This window comes from Microbacterium californiense, assembly GCF_047246625.1.
In the GTDB taxonomy this organism is placed as follows: Bacteria; Actinomycetota; Actinomycetes; order Actinomycetales; family Microbacteriaceae; genus Microbacterium.
The window spans coordinates 1,584,571-1,607,868 of the sequence record NZ_JBFOKQ010000001.1; the positions used below are offsets into that span (position 1 = coordinate 1,584,571).

Annotated in this window: 23 protein-coding genes and 1 tRNA gene; 16 read left to right on the forward strand and 8 right to left on the reverse strand. The window is 70.0% G+C overall.

The genetic code is table 11. The annotated features are described in order from the left end of the window. Positions 1 to 49 precede the first annotated feature (49 nt). From AB3M82_RS07475 to AB3M82_RS07485, 3 genes are all read left to right on the forward strand, one after another. A complete protein-coding gene (locus tag AB3M82_RS07475; protein ID WP_412956747.1) occupies positions 50 to 1,009 on the forward strand; it encodes a TIGR03885 family FMN-dependent LLM class oxidoreductase in 960 nt (319 codons plus the stop codon). Beyond that, the gene (locus tag AB3M82_RS07480) at positions 1,009 to 3,387 is read left to right on the forward strand and encodes a glycoside hydrolase family 65 protein (protein WP_412956750.1); all 2,379 of its coding nucleotides are present in this window, start codon (positions 1,009 to 1,011) and stop codon (positions 3,385 to 3,387) included. The genes AB3M82_RS07475 and AB3M82_RS07480 overlap by 1 nt, the downstream gene beginning before the upstream one ends. A gap of 63 nt (positions 3,388 to 3,450) precedes the next feature. Then, on the forward strand, positions 3,451 to 4,320 hold the full coding sequence (locus AB3M82_RS07485) for an alpha/beta fold hydrolase (protein WP_412956751.1): 870 nt from the start codon (positions 3,451 to 3,453) through the stop codon (positions 4,318 to 4,320). Positions 4,321 to 4,371: 51 nt separating this feature from the next. On the opposite strand, the gene AB3M82_RS07490 is transcribed toward AB3M82_RS07485, so the two are convergent. Then, positions 4,372 to 5,943: a GNAT family N-acetyltransferase gene (locus AB3M82_RS07490; protein WP_412956752.1), complete on the reverse strand. Its 1,572-nt coding sequence runs from the start codon at positions 5,941 to 5,943 to the stop codon at positions 4,372 to 4,374. A 665-nt stretch (positions 5,944 to 6,608) separates the two neighbouring features. After that, positions 6,609 to 6,691, reverse strand: a tRNA-Leu gene (locus AB3M82_RS07495). Positions 6,692 to 6,872: 181 nt separating this feature from the next. On the opposite strand from AB3M82_RS07495, the gene AB3M82_RS07500 reads away from it, so the two are divergent. From AB3M82_RS07500 to pknB, 7 genes are all read left to right on the forward strand, one after another. Beyond that, positions 6,873 to 7,592 (forward strand): FHA domain-containing protein, encoded by a 720-nt coding sequence (locus AB3M82_RS07500; protein WP_412956753.1) that lies wholly within the window; start codon positions 6,873 to 6,875, stop codon positions 7,590 to 7,592. A 76-nt stretch (positions 7,593 to 7,668) separates the two neighbouring features. Next, positions 7,669 to 8,184 (forward strand): FHA domain-containing protein FhaB/FipA, encoded by a 516-nt coding sequence (locus tag AB3M82_RS07505; protein WP_412956755.1) that lies wholly within the window; start codon positions 7,669 to 7,671, stop codon positions 8,182 to 8,184. Positions 8,185 to 8,191: 7 nt separating this feature from the next. Beyond that, the gene (locus AB3M82_RS07510; protein WP_412956756.1) at positions 8,192 to 9,487 is read left to right on the forward strand and encodes a PP2C family protein-serine/threonine phosphatase; all 1,296 of its coding nucleotides are present in this window, start codon (positions 8,192 to 8,194) and stop codon (positions 9,485 to 9,487) included. Further along, positions 9,484 to 10,869 (forward strand): FtsW/RodA/SpoVE family cell cycle protein, encoded by a 1,386-nt coding sequence (locus AB3M82_RS07515; RefSeq protein ID WP_412956757.1) that lies wholly within the window; start codon positions 9,484 to 9,486, stop codon positions 10,867 to 10,869. Before AB3M82_RS07510 ends, AB3M82_RS07515 begins: the two co-directional genes overlap by 4 nt. Further along, entirely contained in the window at positions 10,866 to 12,320 is a 1,455-nt protein-coding gene (locus AB3M82_RS07520) for a penicillin-binding transpeptidase domain-containing protein (RefSeq protein ID WP_412956758.1), read from the forward strand. Before AB3M82_RS07515 ends, AB3M82_RS07520 begins: the two co-directional genes overlap by 4 nt. Further along, a complete protein-coding gene (locus AB3M82_RS07525; protein WP_412956759.1) occupies positions 12,317 to 14,050 on the forward strand; it encodes a protein kinase domain-containing protein in 1,734 nt (577 codons plus the stop codon). Before AB3M82_RS07520 ends, AB3M82_RS07525 begins: the two co-directional genes overlap by 4 nt. 57 nt (positions 14,051 to 14,107) lie before the next feature. Then, positions 14,108 to 15,793 carry a Stk1 family PASTA domain-containing Ser/Thr kinase gene (pknB, locus tag AB3M82_RS07530; protein WP_412956761.1) on the forward strand — a complete coding sequence of 562 codons (1,686 nt, stop codon included), beginning with the start codon at positions 14,108 to 14,110 and terminating at the stop codon, positions 15,791 to 15,793. A 27-nt stretch (positions 15,794 to 15,820) separates the two neighbouring features. Here the strand turns inward: pknB and AB3M82_RS07535 are convergent, their stop codons facing one another. From AB3M82_RS07535 to AB3M82_RS07545, 3 genes are read right to left on the reverse strand one after another with little or no spacing between them, the layout of a single operon-like run. After that, on the reverse strand, positions 15,821 to 16,450 hold the full coding sequence (locus AB3M82_RS07535) for an anthranilate synthase component II (protein ID WP_412956763.1): 630 nt from the start codon (positions 16,448 to 16,450) through the stop codon (positions 15,821 to 15,823). Then, positions 16,447 to 16,602: a hypothetical protein gene (locus tag AB3M82_RS07540; protein ID WP_412956765.1), complete on the reverse strand. Its 156-nt coding sequence runs from the start codon at positions 16,600 to 16,602 to the stop codon at positions 16,447 to 16,449. Before AB3M82_RS07540 ends, AB3M82_RS07535 begins: the two co-directional genes overlap by 4 nt. Before the next feature lie 19 nt (positions 16,603 to 16,621). After that, positions 16,622 to 17,416, reverse strand: a complete 795-nt coding sequence (locus AB3M82_RS07545; RefSeq protein ID WP_412956767.1) for a class E sortase — start codon at positions 17,414 to 17,416, stop codon at positions 16,622 to 16,624. Between the two features lie 101 nt (positions 17,417 to 17,517). Here AB3M82_RS07545 and AB3M82_RS07550 point away from each other — a divergent pair, with 101 nt between their 5' ends. After that, positions 17,518 to 17,757: a cell division protein CrgA gene (locus tag AB3M82_RS07550; RefSeq protein ID WP_412956769.1), complete on the forward strand. Its 240-nt coding sequence runs from the start codon at positions 17,518 to 17,520 to the stop codon at positions 17,755 to 17,757. Between the two features lie 173 nt (positions 17,758 to 17,930). Here the strand turns inward: AB3M82_RS07550 and AB3M82_RS07555 are convergent, their stop codons facing one another. Continuing rightward, positions 17,931 to 18,827 (reverse strand): rhomboid family intramembrane serine protease, encoded by an 897-nt coding sequence (locus AB3M82_RS07555; RefSeq protein ID WP_412956770.1) that lies wholly within the window; start codon positions 18,825 to 18,827, stop codon positions 17,931 to 17,933. A gap of 20 nt (positions 18,828 to 18,847) precedes the next feature. Beyond that, positions 18,848 to 19,405, reverse strand: a complete 558-nt coding sequence (locus tag AB3M82_RS07560; RefSeq protein WP_412956771.1) for a peptidylprolyl isomerase — start codon at positions 19,403 to 19,405, stop codon at positions 18,848 to 18,850. A 146-nt stretch (positions 19,406 to 19,551) separates the two neighbouring features. On the opposite strand from AB3M82_RS07560, the gene AB3M82_RS07565 reads away from it, so the two are divergent. Then, the gene (locus AB3M82_RS07565; protein WP_412956773.1) at positions 19,552 to 20,046 is read left to right on the forward strand and encodes a DNA helicase; all 495 of its coding nucleotides are present in this window, start codon (positions 19,552 to 19,554) and stop codon (positions 20,044 to 20,046) included. A 65-nt stretch (positions 20,047 to 20,111) separates the two neighbouring features. Next, the gene (locus AB3M82_RS07570; RefSeq protein ID WP_412958020.1) at positions 20,112 to 20,540 is read left to right on the forward strand and encodes an aminoacyl-tRNA deacylase; all 429 of its coding nucleotides are present in this window, start codon (positions 20,112 to 20,114) and stop codon (positions 20,538 to 20,540) included. A 9-nt stretch (positions 20,541 to 20,549) separates the two neighbouring features. On the opposite strand, the gene AB3M82_RS07575 is transcribed toward AB3M82_RS07570, so the two are convergent. Beyond that, positions 20,550 to 20,972 (reverse strand): NUDIX hydrolase, encoded by a 423-nt coding sequence (locus AB3M82_RS07575; RefSeq protein ID WP_412956775.1) that lies wholly within the window; start codon positions 20,970 to 20,972, stop codon positions 20,550 to 20,552. A gap of 67 nt (positions 20,973 to 21,039) precedes the next feature. On the opposite strand from AB3M82_RS07575, the gene AB3M82_RS07580 reads away from it, so the two are divergent. The 3 genes from AB3M82_RS07580 to AB3M82_RS07590 all read left to right on the forward strand — a co-directional run bounded on the left by AB3M82_RS07580 (position 21,040) and on the right by AB3M82_RS07590 (position 23,213). Beyond that, on the forward strand, positions 21,040 to 21,534 hold the full coding sequence (locus AB3M82_RS07580; protein WP_412956776.1) for a GyrI-like domain-containing protein: 495 nt from the start codon (positions 21,040 to 21,042) through the stop codon (positions 21,532 to 21,534). 81 nt (positions 21,535 to 21,615) lie between these two features. Next, complete coding sequence (locus tag AB3M82_RS07585) at positions 21,616 to 22,068, forward strand: hypothetical protein (protein ID WP_412956777.1); 453 nt, start codon at positions 21,616 to 21,618, stop codon at positions 22,066 to 22,068. A gap of 26 nt (positions 22,069 to 22,094) precedes the next feature. Further along, complete coding sequence (locus AB3M82_RS07590; protein WP_412956779.1) at positions 22,095 to 23,213, forward strand: M24 family metallopeptidase; 1,119 nt, start codon at positions 22,095 to 22,097, stop codon at positions 23,211 to 23,213. Positions 23,214 to 23,298: the final 85 nt, after the last annotated feature.

The following is a 23,298-nucleotide window of genomic DNA, read 5'->3' on the forward strand; positions in this document are numbered from 1 at the left end:
GCCTGGAGCGACGCGTGGCTAGGGTGGCGTCGAGGGAAGCGAGGAGCACATGGTCGCCATCGGTTTTCACGCGTCGCACGAACAGCACTCCCCTCGCGAACTGCTCGCCGCGGTGCGCCTGGCCGAAGCCGTCGGGTTCGACGAGGCGATGTGCTCGGACCACCTGGCGCCGTGGACGCGCGCGCAGGGCCATTCGGGTCACGCGTGGAGCTGGCTCGGCGCCGCCCTCGCCTCGACGACGATGCCGTTCGGTCTCGTCACGGCTCCCGGCCAGCGCTACCACCCGGTGATCGCCGCGCAGGCGATCGGCACGCTGGCGCAGATGTTCCCCGACCGGTTCTGGGCGGCGCTCGGCAGCGGCGAGGCGCTGAACGAGCACGTGACGGGCGACGGCTGGCCCGACAAGCCGCGTCGGCAGCGGCGCCTGCGCGAGTCGGCCGACGCGATCCGCGGTCTCCTGGCCGGCGAGCGCGTCGACGTCTCCGGAGAGATCGTCGTCCACGACGCCCGGGTGTGGAGTCGTCCCGAGGCCCCGGTGCCGCTCGTCGGGGCGGCCGTGAGCGCCGAGACCGCCGCGTGGGTGGCCGACTGGGCGGACGGCCTGATCACGGTGGGCGCCGATCCGGAGGGGACCGCCGAGGTGCTCGCGCGGTATCGGGATGCCGGCGGCCGAGGTCCCGCCCGTCTGCAGGTGCATGTGAGCCTGGGCCGCACCGACGACGAGGCGCTGGCGGTGGCCCGCGACCAGTGGGCGCACTGCGGCGTCCCGGCCGAGCTGATGTGGGAGCTCGAGAACCCCGAGGACTACGAGCGCCTGGCGGAGGTGACCGACGAGGCCCTGCACCAGGACGTCGTCATCTCGGCATCCGCCTCCGCGATGGCCGACCGCATCGCCGCCCTCGCCGAAGGCTTCGATCACGTCTACATCCATCACGTGGGCAAGGACCAGGCGACGTTCCTCCGGCGCTGCGAGAACGAGCTCCTTCCCGCGCTGCGACGGGCGCTGTGATGGCGGCGAGGTTCGAGATCGATCCGTGGGCGGTCGAGGTCGGCCGGGTCGACGCCGCGCATCTCGCCCAGGAGGAGTCCGTCTTCGGGTTGTCGAACGGACACATCGGCTGGCGCGGCAACCTCGACGAGGGCGACCCGCGCGGAGTGGCCGGCAGCTATCTGAACGGCGTGTTCGAAGAGCATCCGATGCCTCACGCCGAAGACGGCTACGGCTATCCCGAGACGGGGCAGAGCGTCATCAACGTGCCGAACGGCCAGGTGATCCGCCTGCTCGTCGACGATGAGCCCTTCGAGATCGAGCGCGGCACCGTGCACGCGCACCGTCGACGTCTCGACCTGCGCGCCGGCGCCGTGACGCGCCACGTGGAGTGGACGGCCCCGACCGGGCGCAGCGTGCAGATCGAGTCCACGCGCATCGTGTCACTGACGCATCGGCCCGTCGCGGCCGTGCGGTACATCGTGCGTGCGGTCGACGAGCCCGTGCACGTGACGGTGCTCTCGGAGGTGCTGGCGAACGAGCCGCTGCCCCTCCCCCACGAGGACCCTCGCGTGCAGGAGCTGCTGCGCGCGCCCCTGCACTCGGTCGAGGCCGACGTGCTGGGCACCGCCGCCACGCTCCTCCATCGCACGCGGAAGAGCGATCTGACCGTCGCGATCTCCATGGACCACCTGGTCTCGACCACGGCCGACGTGGGGCCCAGCGTGACGACCGCGGCGAAGGACGATCTCGCCCGCACCCGCATCAGCGTGCTGCTGCCCGCCGGGGAATCGCTGGAGGTCGTCAAGTTCGTGGGGCACGAGTGGGCGCGGTCATCGGCGGCATCCACCCTCCGGGATCGCGCCGAAGCGGCGGTCGCCGACGCCGTGCGGGAGGGCTGGGACGGCATCGCCGCCGCCCAGCGCGCGCGCCTCGACGACTTCTGGGAGTGCTTCGACGTCGAGGTCGACGGCATCCCCCGCCTGCAGCAGGCCGTGCGCTTCGCGCAGTTCCAGATCTTCCAGGCGTCGGCGCGCGCCGAACTCCGCTCCGTACCGAGCAAGGGACTCACCGGTTCGGGCTACGAGGGGCACACCTTCTGGGACTTCGAGGCGTTCGTGCTGCCCGTGCTCACCTCCACCGCTCCGGATGCCGCCGAGCAGGCCCTCCGGTGGCGGCACGCGACCCTCCCCCAGGCCCGCGAGCGCGCACGGACGCTGCACCTCGAGGGGGCGACGTTCCCGTGGCGGACGATCGACGGACGCGAGTCGTCGGGATACTGGCCCGCGAGCACCGCGGCCTTCCACATCAACGCGGCCGTCGCCGGCGCCGTGCAGCACTACGTGCGCGCCACGGGAGACACGGCCTTCGAGCGCGAGGCGGGGCTCGAGATTCTCGTCGAGACGGCGCGGCTGTGGGTGTCGCTCGGACGGTGGGATGCCGAGGGCGGATTCCATCTCGACGGCGTCACCGGCCCGGACGAGTACTCGGCGATCGTCGACGACAACGTCTATACGAACCTCATGGCGCAGCGGAACCTGCGGGCCGCGGTCGCGTCCGCGCGACGGCATCCGGACGTCGCCCGCGACCTCGGGGTCGGCGAGGACGAGATCGAGCGGTGGGAGAGGACCGCGCGTGCCGTCGTCGTCCCCTTCGACGAACGGCGCGGCCTCCACGCGCAGTCGGCCGGATACACCGACTACGCGCGCTGGGACTTCGACACCACCCGGGAAGACCAGTACCCCCTGCACAGCCACTTCCCCTACTTCGACCTGTACCGCAAGCAGGTGCTGAAGCAGGCCGACCTGGTGCTGGCGCTGTACTTCGCCCACGAGGCCTTCACACCCGGGCAGAAGGCGCGCGCCTTCGCGTACTACGACGAGCTGACCGTGCGCGACTCCTCGCTGTCCGCCGCGGTGCAGGCGGTGATCGCCGCCGAGACCGGTCACCTCGGCCTCGCCCTCGACTACCTCGCCGAGGTAGCCACGCTCGACCTCGACGACGTGCAGGGCGACACCGAGGAAGGACTCCACATCGCCTCGCTCGCGGGCGTCTGGACCGCGATCACCGGGGGATTCGGCGGGATGCGCGAGACCGAGGAGGGTCTGCGGTTCCGTCCGCGCCTGCCGTCCGGGATCGACCGTCTGCGCTTCGGCATCCGCATCCACGGCTCCGTGCTGCACCTCGCCGTGACGCAGACCGAGGCGACGTACGAGCTGAGCTCCGGCTCGCCCGTGACCGTGTGGCACTACGACGACGCGGTGACGCTGGAAGCCGGGAACCCGAGCACGGTCACCATCCCCGCGGCACCGCCCGCAGGACCGCGGCCGACGCAGCCGCGCGGACGGGAGCCCCGCCCCGCGGCGGAGGCGTTCCGGGTGGACGGAGCCTCGTCGTGAGCGGCGCGTGACGATGTTCCGTCCGGGGGATCACCGGGAAGGCACACGGCGGAAGGGGACAGGATGTTCGAGGGTTTCGAGACGGTCGACGTGGACACCGGCGATGCGCGCATCTTCGTCCGTCATGCGGGCGACGGCAGACGACCCGTGATGCTCCTCCACGGACACCCGCGGACGTCAGCGACCTGGCACCGGGTCGCTCCTCGACTTCTCGCACTCGGGCACACGGTCATCTGTCCGGATCTGCGCGGCTACGGGCGCTCCACCGGTCCGGCGCCGACCCCCGATCACGCCGCCCACTCCAAGCGCGCGGTCGCCGAGGACATGCTTGCGGTCGCTCGCCATCTGGGCCATGACACCTTCGACCTGGTGGGGCATGACCGGGGAAGCTACGTCGCTCTCCGGATGGCCCTCGACGTCCCCGAGCGCGTCCGGCGTCTCGTGCTGATGGACTGCCTTCCGCTGAGCGAGCACCTCGACCGCGCAGACGCCGAATTCGCCACCGCATGGTGGCACTGGTTCTTCTTCGCCCAGCCGGAGATCCCCGAACGCGTCATCGCCGCCGATCCCGTCGCCTGGTATCGGCCGAAATCGGATCCGGCGATCATGGGAGCCGAGAACCATCACGAGCTCATGCAGGCGGTGCACCGCCCCTCCGTCGTGCGGGCGATGCTCGAGGACTATCGCGCCGGACTCACCCTCGACCGCCGCCACGAGGAGGCCGATCGCGCCGCAGGGCGCCGCGTGCAGGCGCCCACGCTGATCCTGTGGTCGCTGCGCGACGATCTCGAGCGCCTGTACGGCGACCCGCTCCGCATCTGGCGATCCTGGGCCGATGACGTTGTGGGAAACGGGATCGACAGCGGCCACCACATCGCCGAGGAAGCACCCGAGGAACTCACGTGCGCCCTGCACCGCTTCCTGGCTCGATGACGGGACGACGGTCGCGCGACGGCGGCTCGGCGCCGCGGACGCGAGAACCGATCAGACCTCCGCGGTCATGAAGAAGCGTCGAAGGGCCTCGCCCTCTTTCTCGATGACCTCTTCGGAGGAGACCCGGAATCCGGCGCGCTCGAAGACCGGCCGGGCGACGAGGCTGGCGTGGGTGGAGAGCGTGGCGATGCCTCGGTTCGCCGCGACGGCCCGCACGTCTCGGAGGAGCGTCGCGCCCACACCCCGCCGGCCGTTATCCGGGTCGACGAACAGCCGATCGATGTACCCGTCGTCGCGCAGATCCGTGAAGCCGACGACTGTCCCCTCGAGCACCGCGACCCGGGTGCCGGCGGCGAGCCGGTCGGCGGTCCAGTGCGCCGCATCCGGTCTGCCGTGCAGCCACGCCGAGACCTGGGCTTCCGAGTAACGGGAGCGCGCCGTGATTCCGATGGCGCGCTCGAAGATGTCCAGGGTCCGGGCGCCGTCTTCCGCGAGGAACGGACGCATGACGATTCCGGTCGGGGAGAACGAGCGGACCATCGCCGTGCGGGGCCACCGATCGAGCCCCTGCTCCGTCTCGCGCTCACGCACCGCGCGCAGTCCCGCTGTTAGAGCAGTCGGTGCGAGTGCTCGGAAGCCCAGACGGGAGTAGTAGGGCGCGTTCCACGGCACCCGCTCGAAGGTGGTCAGCGTCAGCCCTCGCAGACCCTCGGCTCGAGCCCACTGCTCCACGCGGTCGATCAGCTTCGCACCGAGACCCCGGCGCGCGGAGGCGGGGTCGACGGTGACCTGTTCGATATGGGCGTGCTCCTCGACGACGTCGACGAGGACGTAGGCGACGGGCTCGTCCTCGCCGTCCACGGCGACCCAGGCGCGCCGCCCCTCGACGTACGGCGCCAGATCATCCGTGCTCGGAGGATCGTCGTCCGCGATGGCATCCATCCCGATCGCCGCGAACGCTCGGCCCGCGCGACGCTCGATCTCCCGCAGCGCTTCGATGTCCGTGGCGTCGGCGGAGCGGATCACGGGTGTCGCGGGGGCGTCCGTGGACGCGGCCGCAGAGAAGGTCGGATGCTCCGACTCGGTGCCGCCGTCGGATCGCAACCGTGCCCAGACGTCCAGAGTCGTCCACTCGCCCTTGAACCAGTCCGCATCGACGTGGCGAGCCTCATGACGGAAGGCGAGCGCCGCGAAGACGCGTCCCGAGGCCGCATTGCGCGCGTCCGTCTGGGCGATCACCCGATGTGCGCCGTTCTGGAAGAGGGCGTCCACGACGGCTCCCACCGCCTCCCTGGCGAAGCCGAGGCCGTGGAACTCGCGCGCCAGGGTGACGCCCACCTCGAAGGTGTCGGGTTGATCCGCGAGAGCATGAACCGCGACATCGCCGACGAGGCGACCGTCCGGTGTCTTCATGCCGACCTGCAGCCACTCACCGCTGCCGGACACGACGGCGTGCGGCTGCGCTGCCAAGAGCGCATCCGCCTGCTCGGTGCTGTAGTCGGGGCTCCACGACTGCCACCGCGCGACCTCGGGGTCCCGGCGGTAGACGACGAACGCGTCACGATCGCGCGGACCGAGCGGACTCAGCACGAGTCGAGCGGTGTGCAAGGGGAACTCGATCACGCTCGCGAGGCTAGCAGCGGGTGGCGGCGTCGGCGCGGGGCAAGCCGGTCGTCCGCGGTTGCAAGACCGGTGATCCGACCCCGGCATCCTCCGACGCATCCCAGACTCGAAGGACTGGCGCCGTCACGTGAAGTCCCGTTGCAGAACGCTTACGACGGTCGGTTAGAGAAGGAGATCGGTCCAGCTGATCGTCTTCTCCCGCTCTTCGCTCATTCGCGACACGGGAACAAGTCGAGGCCGCGGAGTCGCCCGGAATCCGAACCTGAGCGGACCGTTAGCCAGCATCAATATGAGGTTCGCGTCGTACCAGGCCACCGCCTGCTTCAAGGAGGCGTGCTGAACCCAACGATGCACGCTTACCCACGCCAAGAAAGCCAAAGGCAAGAGAACCCATCTGGCCAACCCCCGCGACACGAGCACCAGCAACCAAGCTAGACCCTGAACGACCTTCATCAGATTCCCCCAAGAAAGTCCTCGAGGCGGCCAGAGAATGAGGGCAGTATCCCTAGGGCAACATCGAGCGGAGTGAGCGGGAAGGCACTCAGGCCGGTGAACAGCGACACGGGTCACTCTTTTCGAAGAGGGCACGCGAGGCACGACCCATTCTCCCGGAGGAAGAAAAAGGCCCGGATCCTGAAGGAACCGGGCCACTCTCTTACTCGCTGTGCGCGAGGGGGGACTTGAACCCCCACGTCCATAAGGACACTGGCACCTGAAGCCAGCGCGTCTACCATTCCGCCACTCGCGCGAGTCGTCTCGTTCCGAAGAACTCAACTTCGCAAAGATATCACGCGCTGCGACCCTCCGAGAAACCGGCCGCGCAGCACCCCAGAACCCGCAGAATCACGGCGGCGCGACCCCGCGGCGAGGCGTACTTCCAGCACACCTGGCTACGATGTCCCTACCGGTCGGCATGCCAGAGGAGCCCAGTGGGACTACTTGACAGCTTTGAGAAGGGTCTCGAGCGCGCTGTGAACAGCGCCTTCGCGAAGACCTTCCGCAGCGGCATCCAGCCCGTGGAGATCGCTTCGGCGCTTCGCCGTGAGGCCGATACCAAGGCCGCGGTCGTGAGCCGCGACCGCATCATCGCGCCGAACAACTACGTCGTGCGCCTCAGCATCGATGACGCCGACCGCATGCGCGGACTCGGCGGTGCGCTCACCGACGAGCTGCACGCCCTCCTGACGAAGCACGCGAAGGCGCAGGGCTACAGCTTCGCCGGCCCGCTCTCGATCGCGCTCGAGCCCGACGACAAGGTCGCGACCGGCACGGTGCGCGTCAGCTCGGGCACGGTCGAGGGCCGCGTCAGCTGGCAGGCCGTGGTCGACGTCGACGGCCGCCGTCACGTCGTCTCGCGCGCCCGCACGGTCATCGGTCGCGGATCGGATGCCGACATCACGATCGCGGACGCCGGATCGAGCCGCAAGCACGCCGAGATCCTGTGGGACGGCGAGCGGGCCATGATGCGCGACCTCGGCTCCACCAACGGCACCAAGGTCAACGGGCAGAAGCTCCGCGAGGCGGCGCTCCCCTCCGACACGACGATCACCATCGGCCGCACCGACCTCGTCTTCCGCATCGTGCCGCAGGCCGCCCCCGCGCGCTCCGGCGGCGATGCGTCCACCCGCATGTTCGGGGGCCTCTCATGAGCGCCCTTCGTCTCGGAGCTCCGCTCCTCGCTCAGGAACCGCACCGCGGCACCAAGGAATCGGCGGGGGGCCTCTCATGAGTGAACTGGTCCTGCTCCTGCTGCGCATCGGGTTCCTTATCGTGCTGTGGTTCTTCGTGTTCGGCGTGGTCTACTCGCTGCGCGCCGACCTCTTCGGCGTACGCGCCCGCAAGCTGCCGGCCGAGGCCACGGCGGGCGCCCCGGCATCCGCCCCCGCCGCCGCACCCGTGGCGAAGCCGGCATCCGCGAAGCCGTCCACCGGCCCGGCGACCGTCGCGACCGCCAAGCGCCTCGTCATCACGTCCGGCCCGAAGGCGGGGCTCGAACTGCCGTTGGGCGGCGATTCCCTGACCATCGGGCGCTCCAGCGAATCGGCGCTCGTGATCCGTGACGACTACACGTCGAGCCACCACGCGCGGCTGATGCTGCGCGGCGACGCCTGGGCGATCCAGGACCTCGGGTCCACGAACGGCACCTTCGTCGCCGGCCAGCGCGTGTCGGACCGCCCCGTCTCCCTCTCGCTCGGAACTCCCATCAAGGTGGGCGCCACGACCTTCGAGCTGCGGGCCTGACACCGGCATGGTCTTCGAGGGCTCGAGCGCCGCGATCTCCCACACCGGGAAGGTCCGCTCCAACAACCAGGACTCCGGATACTCCGGGGCGAACCTGTTCGTCGTCGCCGACGGCATGGGCGGACACGCGGGCGGCGACGTCGCCTCGAGCATCGCGATCCAGCGGCTCGAGCCGCTCGACCAGGCGTACGCCACGACCGACGATGCGCAGGCCTCGCTGCAGGCCGCGGCCACCACGGCCGCCGGAGACCTCATCCGCGCCGCGAAGGACCGCCCCGAGCTCGCCGGCCTCGGCACGACGCTCAGCGCGATCATCATGGTCGACGACTACGCCGTCATCGGCCACATCGGCGACTCGCGCATCTACCTGTACCGCGACGACGAGCTGACGCAGATCACCGCCGACCACACGTTCGTGCAGCGCCTGGTCGACTCGGGCCGCATCACGCCCGAGGAGGCCCGGTACCACCCGCGGCGCTCCGTGCTCATGCGCGTGCTCAGCGACATGGACTCCGATCCCGAGCTCGACATGTTCGTCATGCCGACGCAGCCGGGCGACCGGTGGCTGCTGTGCTCCGACGGGCTCTCGGGAGTGGTCGACGAGACGCGCATCCTCAAGGCGATGCGGCTGGGCCTCGCTCCGGGACGCACGGCCGACAACCTGCTCAAGCAGGCGCTCGACGGCGGCGCCCCCGACAACGTCACGATCGTGCTCGTCGACGTCGGCGGGGCTCACCCCCTCTCGTCGGGCACCCCGACCATCGTCGGTTCTGCGTCGAACCCCTCGGGCGTCATCGTGCCGCCGGTTCGTGCGCCGCGCAGCAACTGGCTGCACCCGGTGCGCCAGGCGGCCAACGAGCCGAGCCACTTCGAGCCCGCTCCCGAGTACCTCGAAGAGCTCATCGAGGAAGACCGCCGGCGCGCGACGCGGCGCCGCATCGGATGGATCGCCGCGATGCTGCTCGTACTGGCGATGCTCTTCTTCGCCGCCTTCGCCGCCTACAGCTGGACGCAGACGCGCTACTTCATCGGCGCCGACGACGACAGCGTGGTGATCTTCCAGGGCGTGCAGCAGAACATCGGCCCGATCACGCTCTCCACCCCGGTGGAGGACACCGAGATCCTCCTCGCCAACCTGCCCGAGTACCAGCGGGCCTCGGTGGAGCGCACGATCAGCGCCCGCTCGCTCTCCGACGCGATGGCGATCGTCGAGCGGCTGCGCGCGGGTGCCGACGCGAACGTGCTGCCCACTCCCCTGCCGACGCCGACCCCGACCGAGACCCCGGACGGAGGTGACGGATGAGCACCGACGTCGCCACCGACACCGCGGTCATCACGGCGCTCAAGCGCCTGCGGATGCCGCAGACGCAGCGCAACCGGGAGTTCTGGCTGCTGCTCTTCGCCTGCGCGATCAGCGGCGCGTCGCTCACGCTGGTGCAGCTGGGCGCGCTCGGGCTGATCGACCCGATGATCCTGGCGATCGGCGGCGGCCTGGCCGTGCTCGCCTTCGCGCTGCACATCGTGCTGCGGATCGTGGCATCGGATGCCGACCCCTTCGTGCTCCCAATCGCGACGCTGCTCACCGGTCTCGGCATCGCGATGATCTACCGCATCGACATCGCCTTCAAGAACACCGGCTGGGACGCGTACTCGACGAAGCAGCTGGCCTGGACGGGCATCTCCCTCGCCGGCGCGATCGCGGTCGTCATCCTGCTCCGCAACTACCGGGTGCTCTTCCGCTACACCTACATCTTCGGTCTCGCCGGCATCCTGCTGCTCCTGCTGCCGTTCGTGCCCGGCCTCCGCATCCCCGACGCCAACGCGGCCGTGTGGGTGTCGCTGGGCGGCGCCTTCGCCTTCCAGCCGGGTGAGCTCGCGAAGATCTGCCTCGCGATCTTCTTCGCCGGCTACCTCGTTCGCACCCGGGAGAGCCTGACCTCCGTCGGCACGAGGTTCCTCGGCATCACGTGGCCGCGCATGCGCGAGCTCGGCCCGGTGCTCGTCGTCTGGGCGATCTCGCTCGGCATCATCGTGATCCAGCGCGACCTCGGCACCGGAACGCTCATCTTCGGCATGTTCGTCGCGATGCTCTACGTCGCCACCGGCAAGACCAGCTGGGTGGTGATCGGCCTCGGGCTCGTCGTGGCGGGCGTCGCGGTCGCCACGCAGATCCTCAGCTACGTGCGCGGGCGCTTCATCAACTGGCTGTTCCTGTTCGACCCCGAGCAGGTCGACCCGGACGTTGCCGGGTACCAGCCCATGCAGGGGCTCTTCGGACTCGCGCGCGGCGGTCTCATGGGCACGGGCTGGGGCCAGGGCCGCCCCCAGGTCACTCCCCTGGCGCACAGCGACTACATCATCACGAGCCTCGGCGAGGAGATCGGCTTGATCGGGTTGTTCGCCATCCTCGCCCTGTACATGGTGTTCGTCAGCCGCGGCATCCGCGTGGGTCTCGCCGGGCAGGACGACTTCGGCAAGCTGCTCGCGACCGGGCTGTCGTTCACCATCGCCCTGCAGGTGTTCATCATGTTCGGCGGCGTGACCCGGCTCATCCCGCTGACCGGCCTCACCACGCCGTTCCTCGCCGCCGGCGGCTCGTCGCTGGTCGCGAACTGGCTGATCGTGGCGATCCTGCTGCGCATCTCCGACGGCGTGCGCCGCCAGCCGAGGGTGGTGATCGGATGACCAAGGAGCTCCGCCGCCTCAGCATCGTGATGCTGTTCATGTTCATCGCTCTGTTCGCCGCGACCAGCTGGGTGCAGGTCGTCGCCGCCGACAGCCTGGCGCAGGACAGCCACAACAAGCGCACGCGCCTCGACAGCTACGGGATCCAGCGCGGGTCGATCATCGTCGACGGCACCGCGATCGCCACGTCGGTGCCGAGCGACGACACCTACCGCTTCCAGCGCGTCTATGCGGATGCGCCGATGTGGGAGCCGGTGACCGGGTACTTCAACCCCGCCCTCGACTCGCGCACCGGGCTCGAACAGGCCATGAACGCCGACCTCTCGGGCACGGGCGCGAACGCCTTCTTCGCCGAGATCGACCGCATCCTCTCGGGCCAGCCGCAGCGCGGCTTCAGCGTGGAGCTGTCGCTCGATGCGGCCGCGCAGAAGGCCGCGTTCGACGCGCTCGGCGACCTGCAGGGCGCGGTGGTCGCGATCGAGCCCAGCAGCGGACGCATCCTCGCCCTGGTCTCGACCCCCGGCTTCGACACGAACCTCCTGGCGACGCACGACGCGGATGCCGCGAACGCCACGTACGACCAGCTGCAGGACGACTCGCAGAAGCCCCTCTCCAATCGGGCCATCGCGGGCGACCTGAACCCGCCGGGGTCGACGTTCAAGCTCGTCGTCGCCGCGGCCGCGTACGCCAGCGGCGACTACACGCCGGACTCGACCCTCCCGAACCCGGCGCTGTACACGCTGCCCGGCTCGTCGAACCGGGTCTCGAACGCCTGGGGCGGCACCTGCGGCGAGGGCGAGTCGGTGACGATCGCCGAGGCGATCCGCCTCAGCTGCAACATCCCGATGGCCGAGCTCGCGGTGGAGCTGGGCGACGACGCGATCCGCGAGATGGCCGAGAAGTTCGGGTTCAACCAGAGCTTCCAGACGCCGCTCGAGTCCACGGCATCCAGCTACCCACGCGCGCTCGACGACGCCCAGACCGCTCTCACCGGGTTCGGGCAGGGTCAGGTCACCGCGACGCCGCTGCAGATCGCGATGGTGTCGGCCGGGATCGCCAACGACGGCGTGGTGATGAACCCGCACATGGTGGATGCCGTGATCGGCAACGACCTGTCGGTGATCCGCTCGTTCGAGAACACCGAGTTCGGCCGTGCACTCGAGGCGGATGCCGCCGACGACGTCACCCGCGCGATGGTCGCGAGCGTCTCAAACGGCGCTGCGCAGGGTGCAAGAATAGACGGGATCGACGTGGCCGGGAAGACCGGCACCGCTGAGAACGGGAACAAGCCGCATACGTTGTGGTTCACCGGCTTCGCGCCGGCGGACGACCCCGCGGTGGCAGTAGCGGTCGTCGTCGAAGACGGTGGCGGGCAGGGACAATCCGGATCCGGCGACACGATCGCCGCTCCGATCGCGAAGAAAGTCATAGAGGCGGTGCTGGGCAGATGAGGCCGACGCAGGGTGTGTCGTTCGGTGGTCGCTACGAGCTGCAGTCGCGGATCGCGATCGGCGGCATGGGCGAGGTGTGGGAGGCGACGGATCACGTCATCGGACGTACCGTCGCGATCAAGATCCTCAAGGACGAGTACATGGGTGACCCCGGGTTCCTCGAGCGCTTCCGCGCCGAGGCCCGTCACGCTGCGCTCGTCAACCACGAGGGCATCGCGAGCGTGTTCGACTACGGCGAGGAGAACGGCAGCGCCTACCTCGTCATGGAGCTCGTGCCCGGCGAGGCCCTCTCGACGATCCTCGAACGCGACGGGGCCCTGAGCGCCGACAAGACGCTCGACATCGTCGCGCAGACGGCATCCGCCCTGCAGGCCGCGCACGCCGCGGGCCTCGTGCACCGCGACATCAAGCCCGGCAACCTGCTGATCACGCCCGACGGCCGCGTCAAGATCACCGACTTCGGCATCGCGCGCATCGCCGACCAGGTGCCGCTGACCGCCACCGGTCAGGTCATGGGGACGGTGCAGTACCTCTCGCCCGAGCAGGCGTCGGGGCACCCGGCGTCGCCCGCCACCGACACCTACTCGCTCGGCATCGTCGCGTACGAGTGCCTGGCCGGCAAGCGCCCCTTCACGGGCGAGTCGCAGGTCGCGATCGCGATGGCGCAGATCAACGAGCAGCCGCCGCCCCTTCCGCCGACCGTCCCGATCCCGGTGCAGAACCTCGTCATGGCGATGATCGCCAAGAAGCCGGCCGATCGTCCCTCGTCGTCCGCGACCGTCGCCCGTGCCGCGCAGGCCCTGCGCCGCGGCGACCTGAACTCCGCGGCGATCGCCGTGCCCGCCATCGCGAACGGCGGCGTGGCCGACGACGACGCGACTCGCCTGCTCACGGCGTCGAACGACGCGGGCGCGACCCGGGTGCTCCCGACCACCGCGCAGGTCCCGGCCACCGACCCCGCAGAGGACGAGACGGCCGCGAAGAAGAAGAAGCGCAGCGCCTGGACCTGGCCGCTCATCGCCCTGATCGCGCTGCTCGTCATCGTGCTCGGCGGCACCATCTGGGCACTGATGAGCCAGAACTCCGGCGGCGAGCAGCCGTCGGGATCCCCGTCGGTGTCGCGCACGCCCACCCAGACGCCCTCCGACACGCCGACGCCCGAACCCGAGCCGACGCGCGTCGACGTCACCGGGCTCAACCTCGTGGGCATGGACTGCGCCACGGCGACGCGCACGCTCACCGACGCCGGCTTCTCGAGCGACATCAACTGCGTGACCGGCGACCCGGCGCCCAGTGACGGCGAGGTCGACCGGGTTTACCGGGTCGAGCCGTTCGGCAACGTGGAGGTCACGCAGCCGATCACCCTCACGGTCTACGGTGCGCGCACGGCGCTGCCCGTCCCGACCGACGCACCCACGATCACCGGCGCTCCCACCGCCAACGGCACGGTCTCGATCTCGTGGGGCAGCGGCTTCACCTGCCCGAGCGGCACGACGCTCTCCGGGTACACGGTCAACCTGACGAACGGCACGTTCGTGACGGGCGGACCCAACTTCCCGGCCACCCAGCGCAACGCTCAGGTCAAGGTGGCGGATGCCGCGGGCCAGCAGCTCATCGCGACCTACCAGGGCCTGTGCTCGGGCGGCGACCAGCGAACGTCCGACGCCTCCCCGCAGCTCTCCGTGACCATCACCCCCGCCTCGGAGAGCGGCGAAGGTCAGGAAGACTGACCGCGTAAGGGTAGCCTTTACTTCCATCAACGAAACTGCCGTACCAGGGGGTCATCCGTGTCCACAGAGCCACGCGTGCTCGCGGGGAGATACCGCGTCGACGAGCTCATCGGGCACGGCGGGATGGCGAAGGTCTACCGCGGCTACGACCTGACCCTCGGTCGTGAGATCGCGATCAAGATCCTCGACCCCGAGCTCGCCCGCGACACGGCGTTCCGCACGCGCTTCCGCCTCGAGGCGCAGGCCGCGTCGCGCATGTCGCACCCCTCGATCGTGCGGGTGTTCGACGCGGGCGACTCGTCGACCAGCGGCGCGGCAGACGACCCGCCCTACATCGTGATGGAGCTCGTCAAGGGCACCCTGCTGAAGACGATCATCGCCGACGGCCCCGTGCCGCTCACCGACGCGGTGCGCTACGTCGACGGCATCCTCGAAGCCCTCGACTACTCGCATCGCGCCGGGGTCGTGCACCGCGACATCAAGCCGGGCAACGTCATGGTGACGCCCGACGGCAAGGTGAAGGTGATGGACTTCGGCATCGCCCGTGCCGTCTCCGACTCCTCGTCGACGGTCGCCGAGACCACCCAGATCATCGGCACGGCCGCGTACTTCTCGCCGGAGCAGGCGAAGGGCGAGCCGGTCGACGCCCGTGCCGACCTCTACTCCACCGGCGTCGTGCTCTACGAGCTGCTGACCGGCCGCCAGCCGTTCCGGGGCGAGTCGCCCGTGGCGGTCGCGTACCAGCACGTCAGCGAGACGCCCGTGCCTCCCACCGAGCTCAACGAGACCGTGCCGGGTGCGCTCGACGCGATCGTCCTGCGGGCGCTGGCGAAGGATCCGTACCAGCGGTATCCGGATGCCGCGAGCTTCCGCGCCGCGCTCGACGCGGCGGTCACGGGAGCGGCGCCGAGCCGCAAGGAGATCGGCGCGCTGACCAGCGAGCTGTACGGTCCCAACCCGCGCCAGGCGCAGGAGACCGCGCGGTCGCTGCGCCAGCTCAGCACCGACACCACGATGGCGCGCACGCAGTCGGGTCCTCCCGTCGCCTGGATCTGGGCCGGCGTGGCCCTGCTCGCCGTGCTCGTCGCCTCCGTCCTCTTCTGGGTCGTGACGGTGCGGGGGCCCGAGGTCCCGTCGAGCGCCCGGGTCGTGCCCGACCTCGTGAACGTCGCCTCGGATCGCGCCCAGGCGGACCTCGCCGAGCTCGACCTCACCGCGAAGCTGGTGCTCGAGCCGAGCGCCGAGGTGGCCGAGGGCAACGTGATCCGCACCGACCCGCAGGCCGGCGTCGCGGTCGACAAGGGCGACCTCGTCACCGTCTACGTCTCGACGGGACAGGAGATGGTCACGGTGCCGGGGATCGAGGGCATGTCCCTCGACGCGGCCCGGCAGGCGCTGGCCGACGTCGGTCTCGAGATCGGGACCATCATCCAGCGGAACGACCCGGCCCTCGCGGCGAACACGGTCATCACCGCGAGCGAGAAGGCCGACGCCGAGGTCGCCCCCGGCACGGTCGTCAACGTCACCATCGCCAGCGGCAAGGTCACGCTGCGAGACCTGGGCGGGTTCACCATCGAGGCCGCGCAGCAGGAGATCGAGAGCCTCGGGCTCACCTCGTCGACCGTCGAGAGCCCGGACTGCCCGACGACCCAGCCTCCGACCGTCTCGTCGATGTCGGTCGCGCCCGGCGATGTTCCGGTGGGCTCGAACGTGGAGCTCCGGTACTGCACCGGCGCCGGCTGAGCAGACCGGCCTGCTCCACCCCCTCCGTCAGGCGAGTGGGTGCAGCCGCTCCGAACGGGCGACGGCATCCGCGTTTCCGACCAGGGCGAGCCAGTTCGCGAGCAGTCGGTAGCCGCCCTCGGTGAGGACGCTCTCGGGGTGGAACTGCACCCCGAGGATCGGGAGCTCGCGATGCGCGAAGGCCATGACCGTGCCCGCCTCCGTGCGCGCCGTCACGACGAGCTGCGCCGGAAGGTCCGCCTCGGCGATCGCCAGCGAGTGGTACCTCCCGGCAGCGAAGGGCGAGCGGATGCCGTGGAACAGCGCCGAGCCGTCGTGCTCGACCGCCGAGACCATGCCATGCATCAGCTCGGGCGCCTCGGTGACCGGTGCGCCGAACGCCTGGCCGATGGTCTGGTGGCCGAGGCAGACGCCGAGCAGCGGCATCCGTCGTTCGGCGGCCATCCGCACCGCCTCGACGGACACGCCCGCGTCGGACGGGGTTCCGGGTCCGGGTGAGAGCAGCACGGCGTCGAACCCGGGGAGCAGGGCGTGCAGCGCGGTCGCGTCGACGGCATCCGATTCCACGAGCGCCGTCTCGGCGCCGAGCTCGTGCAGGTAGCCGACGAGCGTGTGCACGAAGCTGTCGTGGTTGTCCACGACGAGCACGCGGGTCATTCGAGGTCGACCTCGCCCGGCGTGATGAGCGGGCTCACCCACGGGAACACGTACCAGAAGAGCCCGTAGAGCACGGCGGCGACCACGACGAGCAGGATGATCACGCGGATCCACCACGGACCGGGCAGCAGGCGCCAGAGTGCGGCGTACATCGGTTCTCCTCGTCGCTCTCTACAGGGATGGGGCGGCCGGCGGGGGCGGCGGATCGGTCAGCGCCGACGGCGGTCCTTCGGCGCGGGGCTGGAAGCTCTCGAAGACGCCGTAGGCGACGATCCGCTCGGCGAGGGAGTACAGGGGCGAGCAGGCCGTGAGGGTGATGTACCGCTCCCCCGTCGCGACCTCGGGCATCTGGGGCACGTCGGCGAGCACGTCGGTCTGCGTCGGCTTCACGTACTCGAGCGTGCGGAAGCGGTAGGTGAACCAGCCGTCGGGCGTCTCGACGACGATCGCGTCGTTCAGCTGCAGCTTGTCGAGCTGGTTAAACGGCTTCCCCCAGGTCGTGCGGTGCCCGGCCATCGCGAAGTTGCCGACCTCGCCGGGCATCTTCGAGTCCTTATAGACGCCGATGCCGAGCTTGTCGAGGGTGCGCGCCCGCGAGGTGCCGCCGTAGATGCCCTTGATGTAGTCGGTGCCGAAGCGCGGGATGTGCATGAGGCCGAGCTGCTCGGTCTCAGCGGGCACGGCGGGGATCACGGGCTCGTAGGAGGTCGTGCCGTCTTCGGCCTCGACGAGCGGCGGAGGTTCCGGAGCCGGCTCCGCGGCCCAGGACGCCGCCACCGCCGCGCCCTCCTCGTTCTTCTGGGCGTTGATGATGACGTCACCGATCCACATCTGCCACGCCACGAACAGCAGCACGAGCACGCCGGCGGTCAGCAACAGCTCCCCGAGCACGCTCGAGAACGTGGCGCGCGATCGAGGACGGGACCGTCGCGGGCGTCGCCCCCCAGGCACGACGGATGCAGTCATGGCGAGATCCTATCCCCTCGCCCTGTGGCGTCGTCCCGACCGCGACGCGGGATGCGGCATCCGTTCTCCGTGCGGATGGCCGCTTTCGGTACAATGCTGGAATGGCACGAGACCGGAAGACCGAAGAACCCGCTGTCGAGCGCGCGGAAGGCGAGGCCGCCCCCAACGCCGTGTGGTTCAAGCCGGTGATGATCGGCTTCATGCTGCTGGGTCTCATCTGGATCCTCGTGTTCTACATCTCAGGACAGCAGTTCCCGATCCCCGGGCTCGGCAACTGGAACCTCGGGATCGGACTCGGCATCGCGCTCATCGGGTTTCTGATGACCACCCAGTGGCGCTGACCCGCCCCTCTTCCTCCGAAGGCCCCTCGCACCCGCGGGGGGCCTTCGCCGTTCCCGGCGCAAGAACAGCGCTGCGGGACGAAAGACGGAGTTATCCACAGCGCCATCCACAGGGTGGGGAGAATTACACCGGTGTTATTCACACCTGTTAACGGTGCTGTTGAGAAGTCCGATCAGGCGCCGAGGATCAGCGGCGGCACGAACGCGACGAGCAGCAGCAGAACGACCGTCAGCCCGATCAGCGCCGCGATCTGCCATGTGCGCTGCTCGCGGCGCTTGGTCTTGACGAGCACGAGGGCGACGAGCGCGCCCACGATCGCACCGCCGAGATGCGCCTGCCACGCGATCCCCGACACGAAGAAGCCGTAGGCGAAGTTGATGCCGAGGATCACGAGGATGCCGGTGACGTTGGCTCCGATGTGCCGGCCGATGATGAGCAGGGCGGCCATCAATCCGAAGATCGCACCGGAGGCGCCGACCGTGGCCTGCGTCGGGTCGAGCAGCGCGACCATGACGGAGCCACCCAGACCGCTGACGAGGTACAGCGCGAGGAAACGCACACGCCCGAGCATCGGCTCGAGGCTCTGTCCGAGCATCCACAGAGCGAGCATGTTGAGCGCGAGGTGGATGAATCCGCCGTGCGCGAAGACCGCCGTCAGCAGGCGCCACGGCTCGAACGGCATCCCGGACAGATCGGGATAGAGGTAGACCCCCGCGAAGAGCAGCTGCTGCGTGAGGGTGTCGCCGAGACCGGGCACGAGCTGCAGCAGGCCGATCAGCGAGGTCACGGCCAGGAGCACGTAGGTGACGACCGGCCGCCCGCTGCGGACGGGGGAGAGGGTCGCCGCACCGCCGCGGCCGCTCCAGCGGCGCTCCGCGCGCTTCTGGGCGGGCGTGCGGTTCTTGCGCTCCGCCTTCATGCACTCCGGGCAGATCACTCCGACCGGTGCCGGCGTCTGGCACTCGGGGCAGATGGTGCGGAGGCAGCGCTGGCAGAGCACGAAGCTCTGCCGATCCGGATGCCGGTAGCAGAAGTTGTCGCGGTTGGTCGCGAACTCAGGCGTCGTCATCCGGATCGGCCGCGCTCGCGTCAGGCCGCGACGACGTCGATCGAGTGCAGCACGACCGGCTCGACCGGCTTGTCGCCGGCGCCGGTGCGGACGGCGGAGATGGCGTCGACGACGGCCTTCGAGGCGTCGTCGGCGACCTCGCCGAAGATCGTGTGCTTGCCCTGCAGCCACGGGGTCGGGTCGGTCGTGATGAAGAACTGCGACCCGTTGGTGCCCTCGAGCTGACCGGTGATGGCGTTGCGGCGGAGGCCGGCGTTGGCCATCGCGAGGATGTAGGGCTCGTTGAAGTCCAGCTCCGGGCTGATCTCGTCGTTGAAGTTGTAACCGGGGCCGCCGACGCCCTGTCCGAGCGGGTCGCCGCCCTGGATCATGAAGTTGGGGATGATGCGGTGGAAGATGACGTCCTTGTAGAGGGGTCCCTCGCCCGGCTTGCCGGTGGCGGGGTGCGTCCACTCCTGGGTGCCGTCGGCCAGGCCGACGAAGTTCTTCACGGTCTTCGGGGCCTGGTCGCCGAAGAGGTTGATGACGATGTCACCGTGGTTGGTGTGCAGGGTCGCGACGTGGGAAGCATGAGGCATGCATTCATTCTCGCAGAGCTTTCCCGGGGATCGCCCGGGTTCTGCCGCCCTGTGGGACAGATGTCAAGGGGCGGCGATTCCCTCCCCTCATCCAGGCTCGTCTGGCAAGATGGGGAACCCGTACTCCACATGGACAGGAGAGCAACGTGAGCCTCAGCCGTAAGCGGAAGAAGCAACTGCGTCGTCTGCAGAAGGACGCGAACCAGCTCTGGGAGGCCCAGCAGGAGCTCGTCGGGCACGCTGCCGGCGTCGCCCGGGAAGCCGGTCGCCAGCTCGGCAACTTCAACCGGGAGCAGGTCGTCCCGGTCGTGCAGGACACCTACAACCGTCGTGTCGCGCCCGTGGTCAACCCGGTCGTCAAGGCCGGCAAGCACGTGGTCGACGAGAAGGTCGTCCCGATCGTCGGCGGCGTGGTGGGCAGCGCCCTCACCGCCTGGGACGTCGCGAACGCCAAGCGTCACGGCCTCGAGCCGAAGAAGTCGAAGAAGAAGGCCAAGAAGAGCGCCGGCGTCGGCTCGGTCATCGCGCTGCTGCTCGGTGTCGCCGCTGCGGCCGGTGTGCTGTACGCCGCCTGGACCGCCCTGCGCGCGGATGACGAGCTGTGGGTCGCCGACGACCCGCTGTCCGCTCCCGACGCGTGAGCGCAGACCCTTCCACCGACCCGCACGCGCGGGTCACGGACGCCGCGGCCGCCCGTGGTCTCGAGATCGAGATCCGCGAGCGGCCGCAGGCGCGCAGCCTGGCCGAAGCTGCGGAGCTCCTCGGCCTCACTCCGTCCGACATCGTGAAGACGCTCGTCGTGAAGCGGTCGGACGACACCTACCTGTTCGCCCTCGTGCCGGGCGGACGCTCCATCTCGTGGCCCAAGCTGCGCGCCCTCGTCGGCGTGAACAAGCTGCGCCTGCCCGAACCCGAACTGGCCCTCGCGGCCACCGGATACGAGCGCGGAACCATCGTGCCCATCGGCAGCACGAACGACTGGCCGGTCTACGCCGATGAGACGATCGTGGGCAAGCGGATAGCCATGGGCGCCGGATCGCACGGCTTCAGCCTCTTCGTCGAGGCGGACGACCTGATCGCCGCGTACGGGGCGACCGTGGCCGACATCTCCGAGCCGGAGAAGCCGCGGGACTGACCGCCTCGACTAGAGCAGCCCCGCCATGCGGAGCGAGATGTCGACGAGCTTGACCCGCTGCAGGTCGGCGACGGCCGAGCGCGTGAACCACGCCGCCATGTCCGTCGAGCCTTCGGTCTCGTAGCGGAGCCGGCCACCCGCGATGGTCGCGCGGTAGACGATGCGCAGCGTGTGCAGGGGCTGATCCGCCTGCTGCACGCGGCGGCTGGCGGGAATGACCCGGGAGTGGATGCCGAGCAGCTCGCCGACCTTCACCGTATAGCCGGTCTCTTCGCGGAGCTCCCGGCGTACGGCGTCCTCCGGCGCCTCGCCCGGCTCGAGTCCGCCGCCCGGCATGGTCCACGCGACCCGGCGCCCCTCGATCCAGCGCGCGAGCAGCAGCCGATCGTCGTCGTCGGTGACGACCGCATACGCCGCGACGCGCAGGTCCATGCCCTCACACTATCCGGCCGCGAGTCGGACGCTGGACGTGGGACTGCGACGGCGGGATCATGGGCGCATGGCGTTCGAGCTCCTCGACGGTCCGCGGATCGAACGGCGCGACGGGGCGCCGACCCTCGGCATCCGCGTCGTGACGCCGTTCCGGGGCATGCTCGGGGTCCGGGATTCCCTACTCCGCGAACTCGCCGACTGGCTCGAGGAGCACGAGGTCGAACCGGACGGACCGTGCTTCCTGCGCCTGCACACGGTCGACATGGCCCGTGACATGGACATCGAGGTCGGCGTCGTGAGCGGCGCGGATGCCGCGTCCGACCGCGTGCATCGGGGAAGCATGCCGGGTGGGGAATACGGGATCCTCGCCTACCGGGGCGGCTCACTGCAGGCCAACCGTCTGCTGCTCCACGACATTCCCGACAGGGGGCGCCGCTTCGACGCCGACCTCGCCACGGGCCGATGGGCCGGACGCTTCGAGCTGCTCCGCACCGATTCCCGCTCCGAGCCCCGCAAGACCGCGTGGACGATCGAGCTCGCCTTCCTCCTCGCCCCGGAGTGAGCGACCGATCACGAATCGAGAAGCAGCCCGACCACCGTCGACCTACGCTGACAGCACGCCCACCAGACGAGAGGACTCCCCATGGCCAGCGACAACGAGAAGAACTTCACCGCTAAGGAACGCGAGGCCATGCAGGCCGCCGCGAAGGAGGCCCGCGCCCGACGCTCACGGGCGAAGAAATCGCCGCAGGAGCTGCGCGCGGCGGGGGAGGCAGACCTGAAGGAGGCGATCGCCAAGCTGCCGGACGCCGGCGACAAGAAGCTCTCCGAACAGCTGCACGAGCTGGTGTCCGAGGTCGCGCCGGAACTCATGCCTCGCACCTATTACGGGATGCCCGCCTGGGGCAAGGACGGCAAGGTGCTGTGCTTCTTCCAGCCCGCGAGCAAGTTCAAGGTCCGCTACGGCACGTTCGGCTTCGAGCCGATCGCGAACCTCGACGACGGAAGCATGTGGCCGACGGCATACGCCCTGCTGGAACTGACGGCGGCGAACCGGAAGCTGCTGGCGGAGCGCATCCGTCTCGCCGTCGCCTGAGGCGCCGGGCGGAGTAGCGTGAGGGGGTGAGCAGCCTCCTCTTCCCCGCGTCCGTCTACTCCACCCGCCTCGAGCGCGCCGCCGCCCTCGCCGCCGACGCCGGATTGGATGCCGTCGTCGTCGGCCCGGGCCCGGACCTGCAGTACCTCCTCGGCGTGCGCGGCGACACGATCGAGCGTCTCACCGCTCTCGTGCTCGGCCCCGGCATCCGCCCGACCGTCGTCGTGCCGCGCATGGAGCTCGCGAAGGTGCGCTCCACCGCGGTCGGCTCCCTCGGGCTCGCGGTCGCCGACTGGGTCGACGGCGACGACCCGTACGAGCTCGTGGCGACCGCGGTGGGCGATGCCGTGCGCGTCGCGGTGTCGGATGCCCTGCCCGCTCTGCACGTCGTGCCGATCGGCGAGCGCCTCGGCGTGCGCGTAGAGCTCGCGACGCCGGTGCTTCGTGAGGGTCGGATGATCAAGGACTCCGCCGAGATCGCGGAGCTGCGCCGCGCCGGAGAGGCCATCGACGCCGTCCACCGCCGCGTACCGGGGTGGCTGCGCGCCGGACGCACGGAGCGCGAGGTCGCGGCAGACATCGCGGAGGCGATCGTCGCCGAGGGGCACGAGACGGTCGAGTTCGTGATCGTCGGCTCCGGGCCGAACGGCGCCGACCCGCATCACGAGGTCTCCGACCGGGTCATCGGCGACGGCGAGATCGTCGTGGTGGACATCGGGGGAGCGGTGCCCTCCGGGTACAACTCCGACAGCACCCGCACCTACGTCGTCGGCACCTCGTCGCCGGAGGCCGCCGAGCGCATCGCCGTGCTGGTGCAGGCGCAGCAGGCCGCCGTCGACGCCGCGCGCCCCGGGGCGACGGCATCCGAAGTGGATGCGGCCGCACGCCGGGTGCTCGCGGCTGCCGGGCTGGGCGAGGCGTTCCTGCACCGCACCGGCCACGGCATCGGCGTCTCGGTGCACGAGGAGCCGTACATCGCACCCGGCAACGACCTCGTGCTCCGCGAGGGCATGGCGTTCAGCATCGAGCCCGGCATCTACTTCGCGGGGGAGTGGGGCGCTCGGATCGAGGACATCGTCGTGCTGACGGCCGACGGGTGCGAGCGGCTCAACACGGCACCGCACGGGCTGACTCCCGCCGGCTGAGCAGCCCGAGAGGTCGAGACACGCCGCAGGAGGATGCCGGGATCCGGCGTGTCTTGACTCCTGGGTGCCGGATCCGCACGCGACG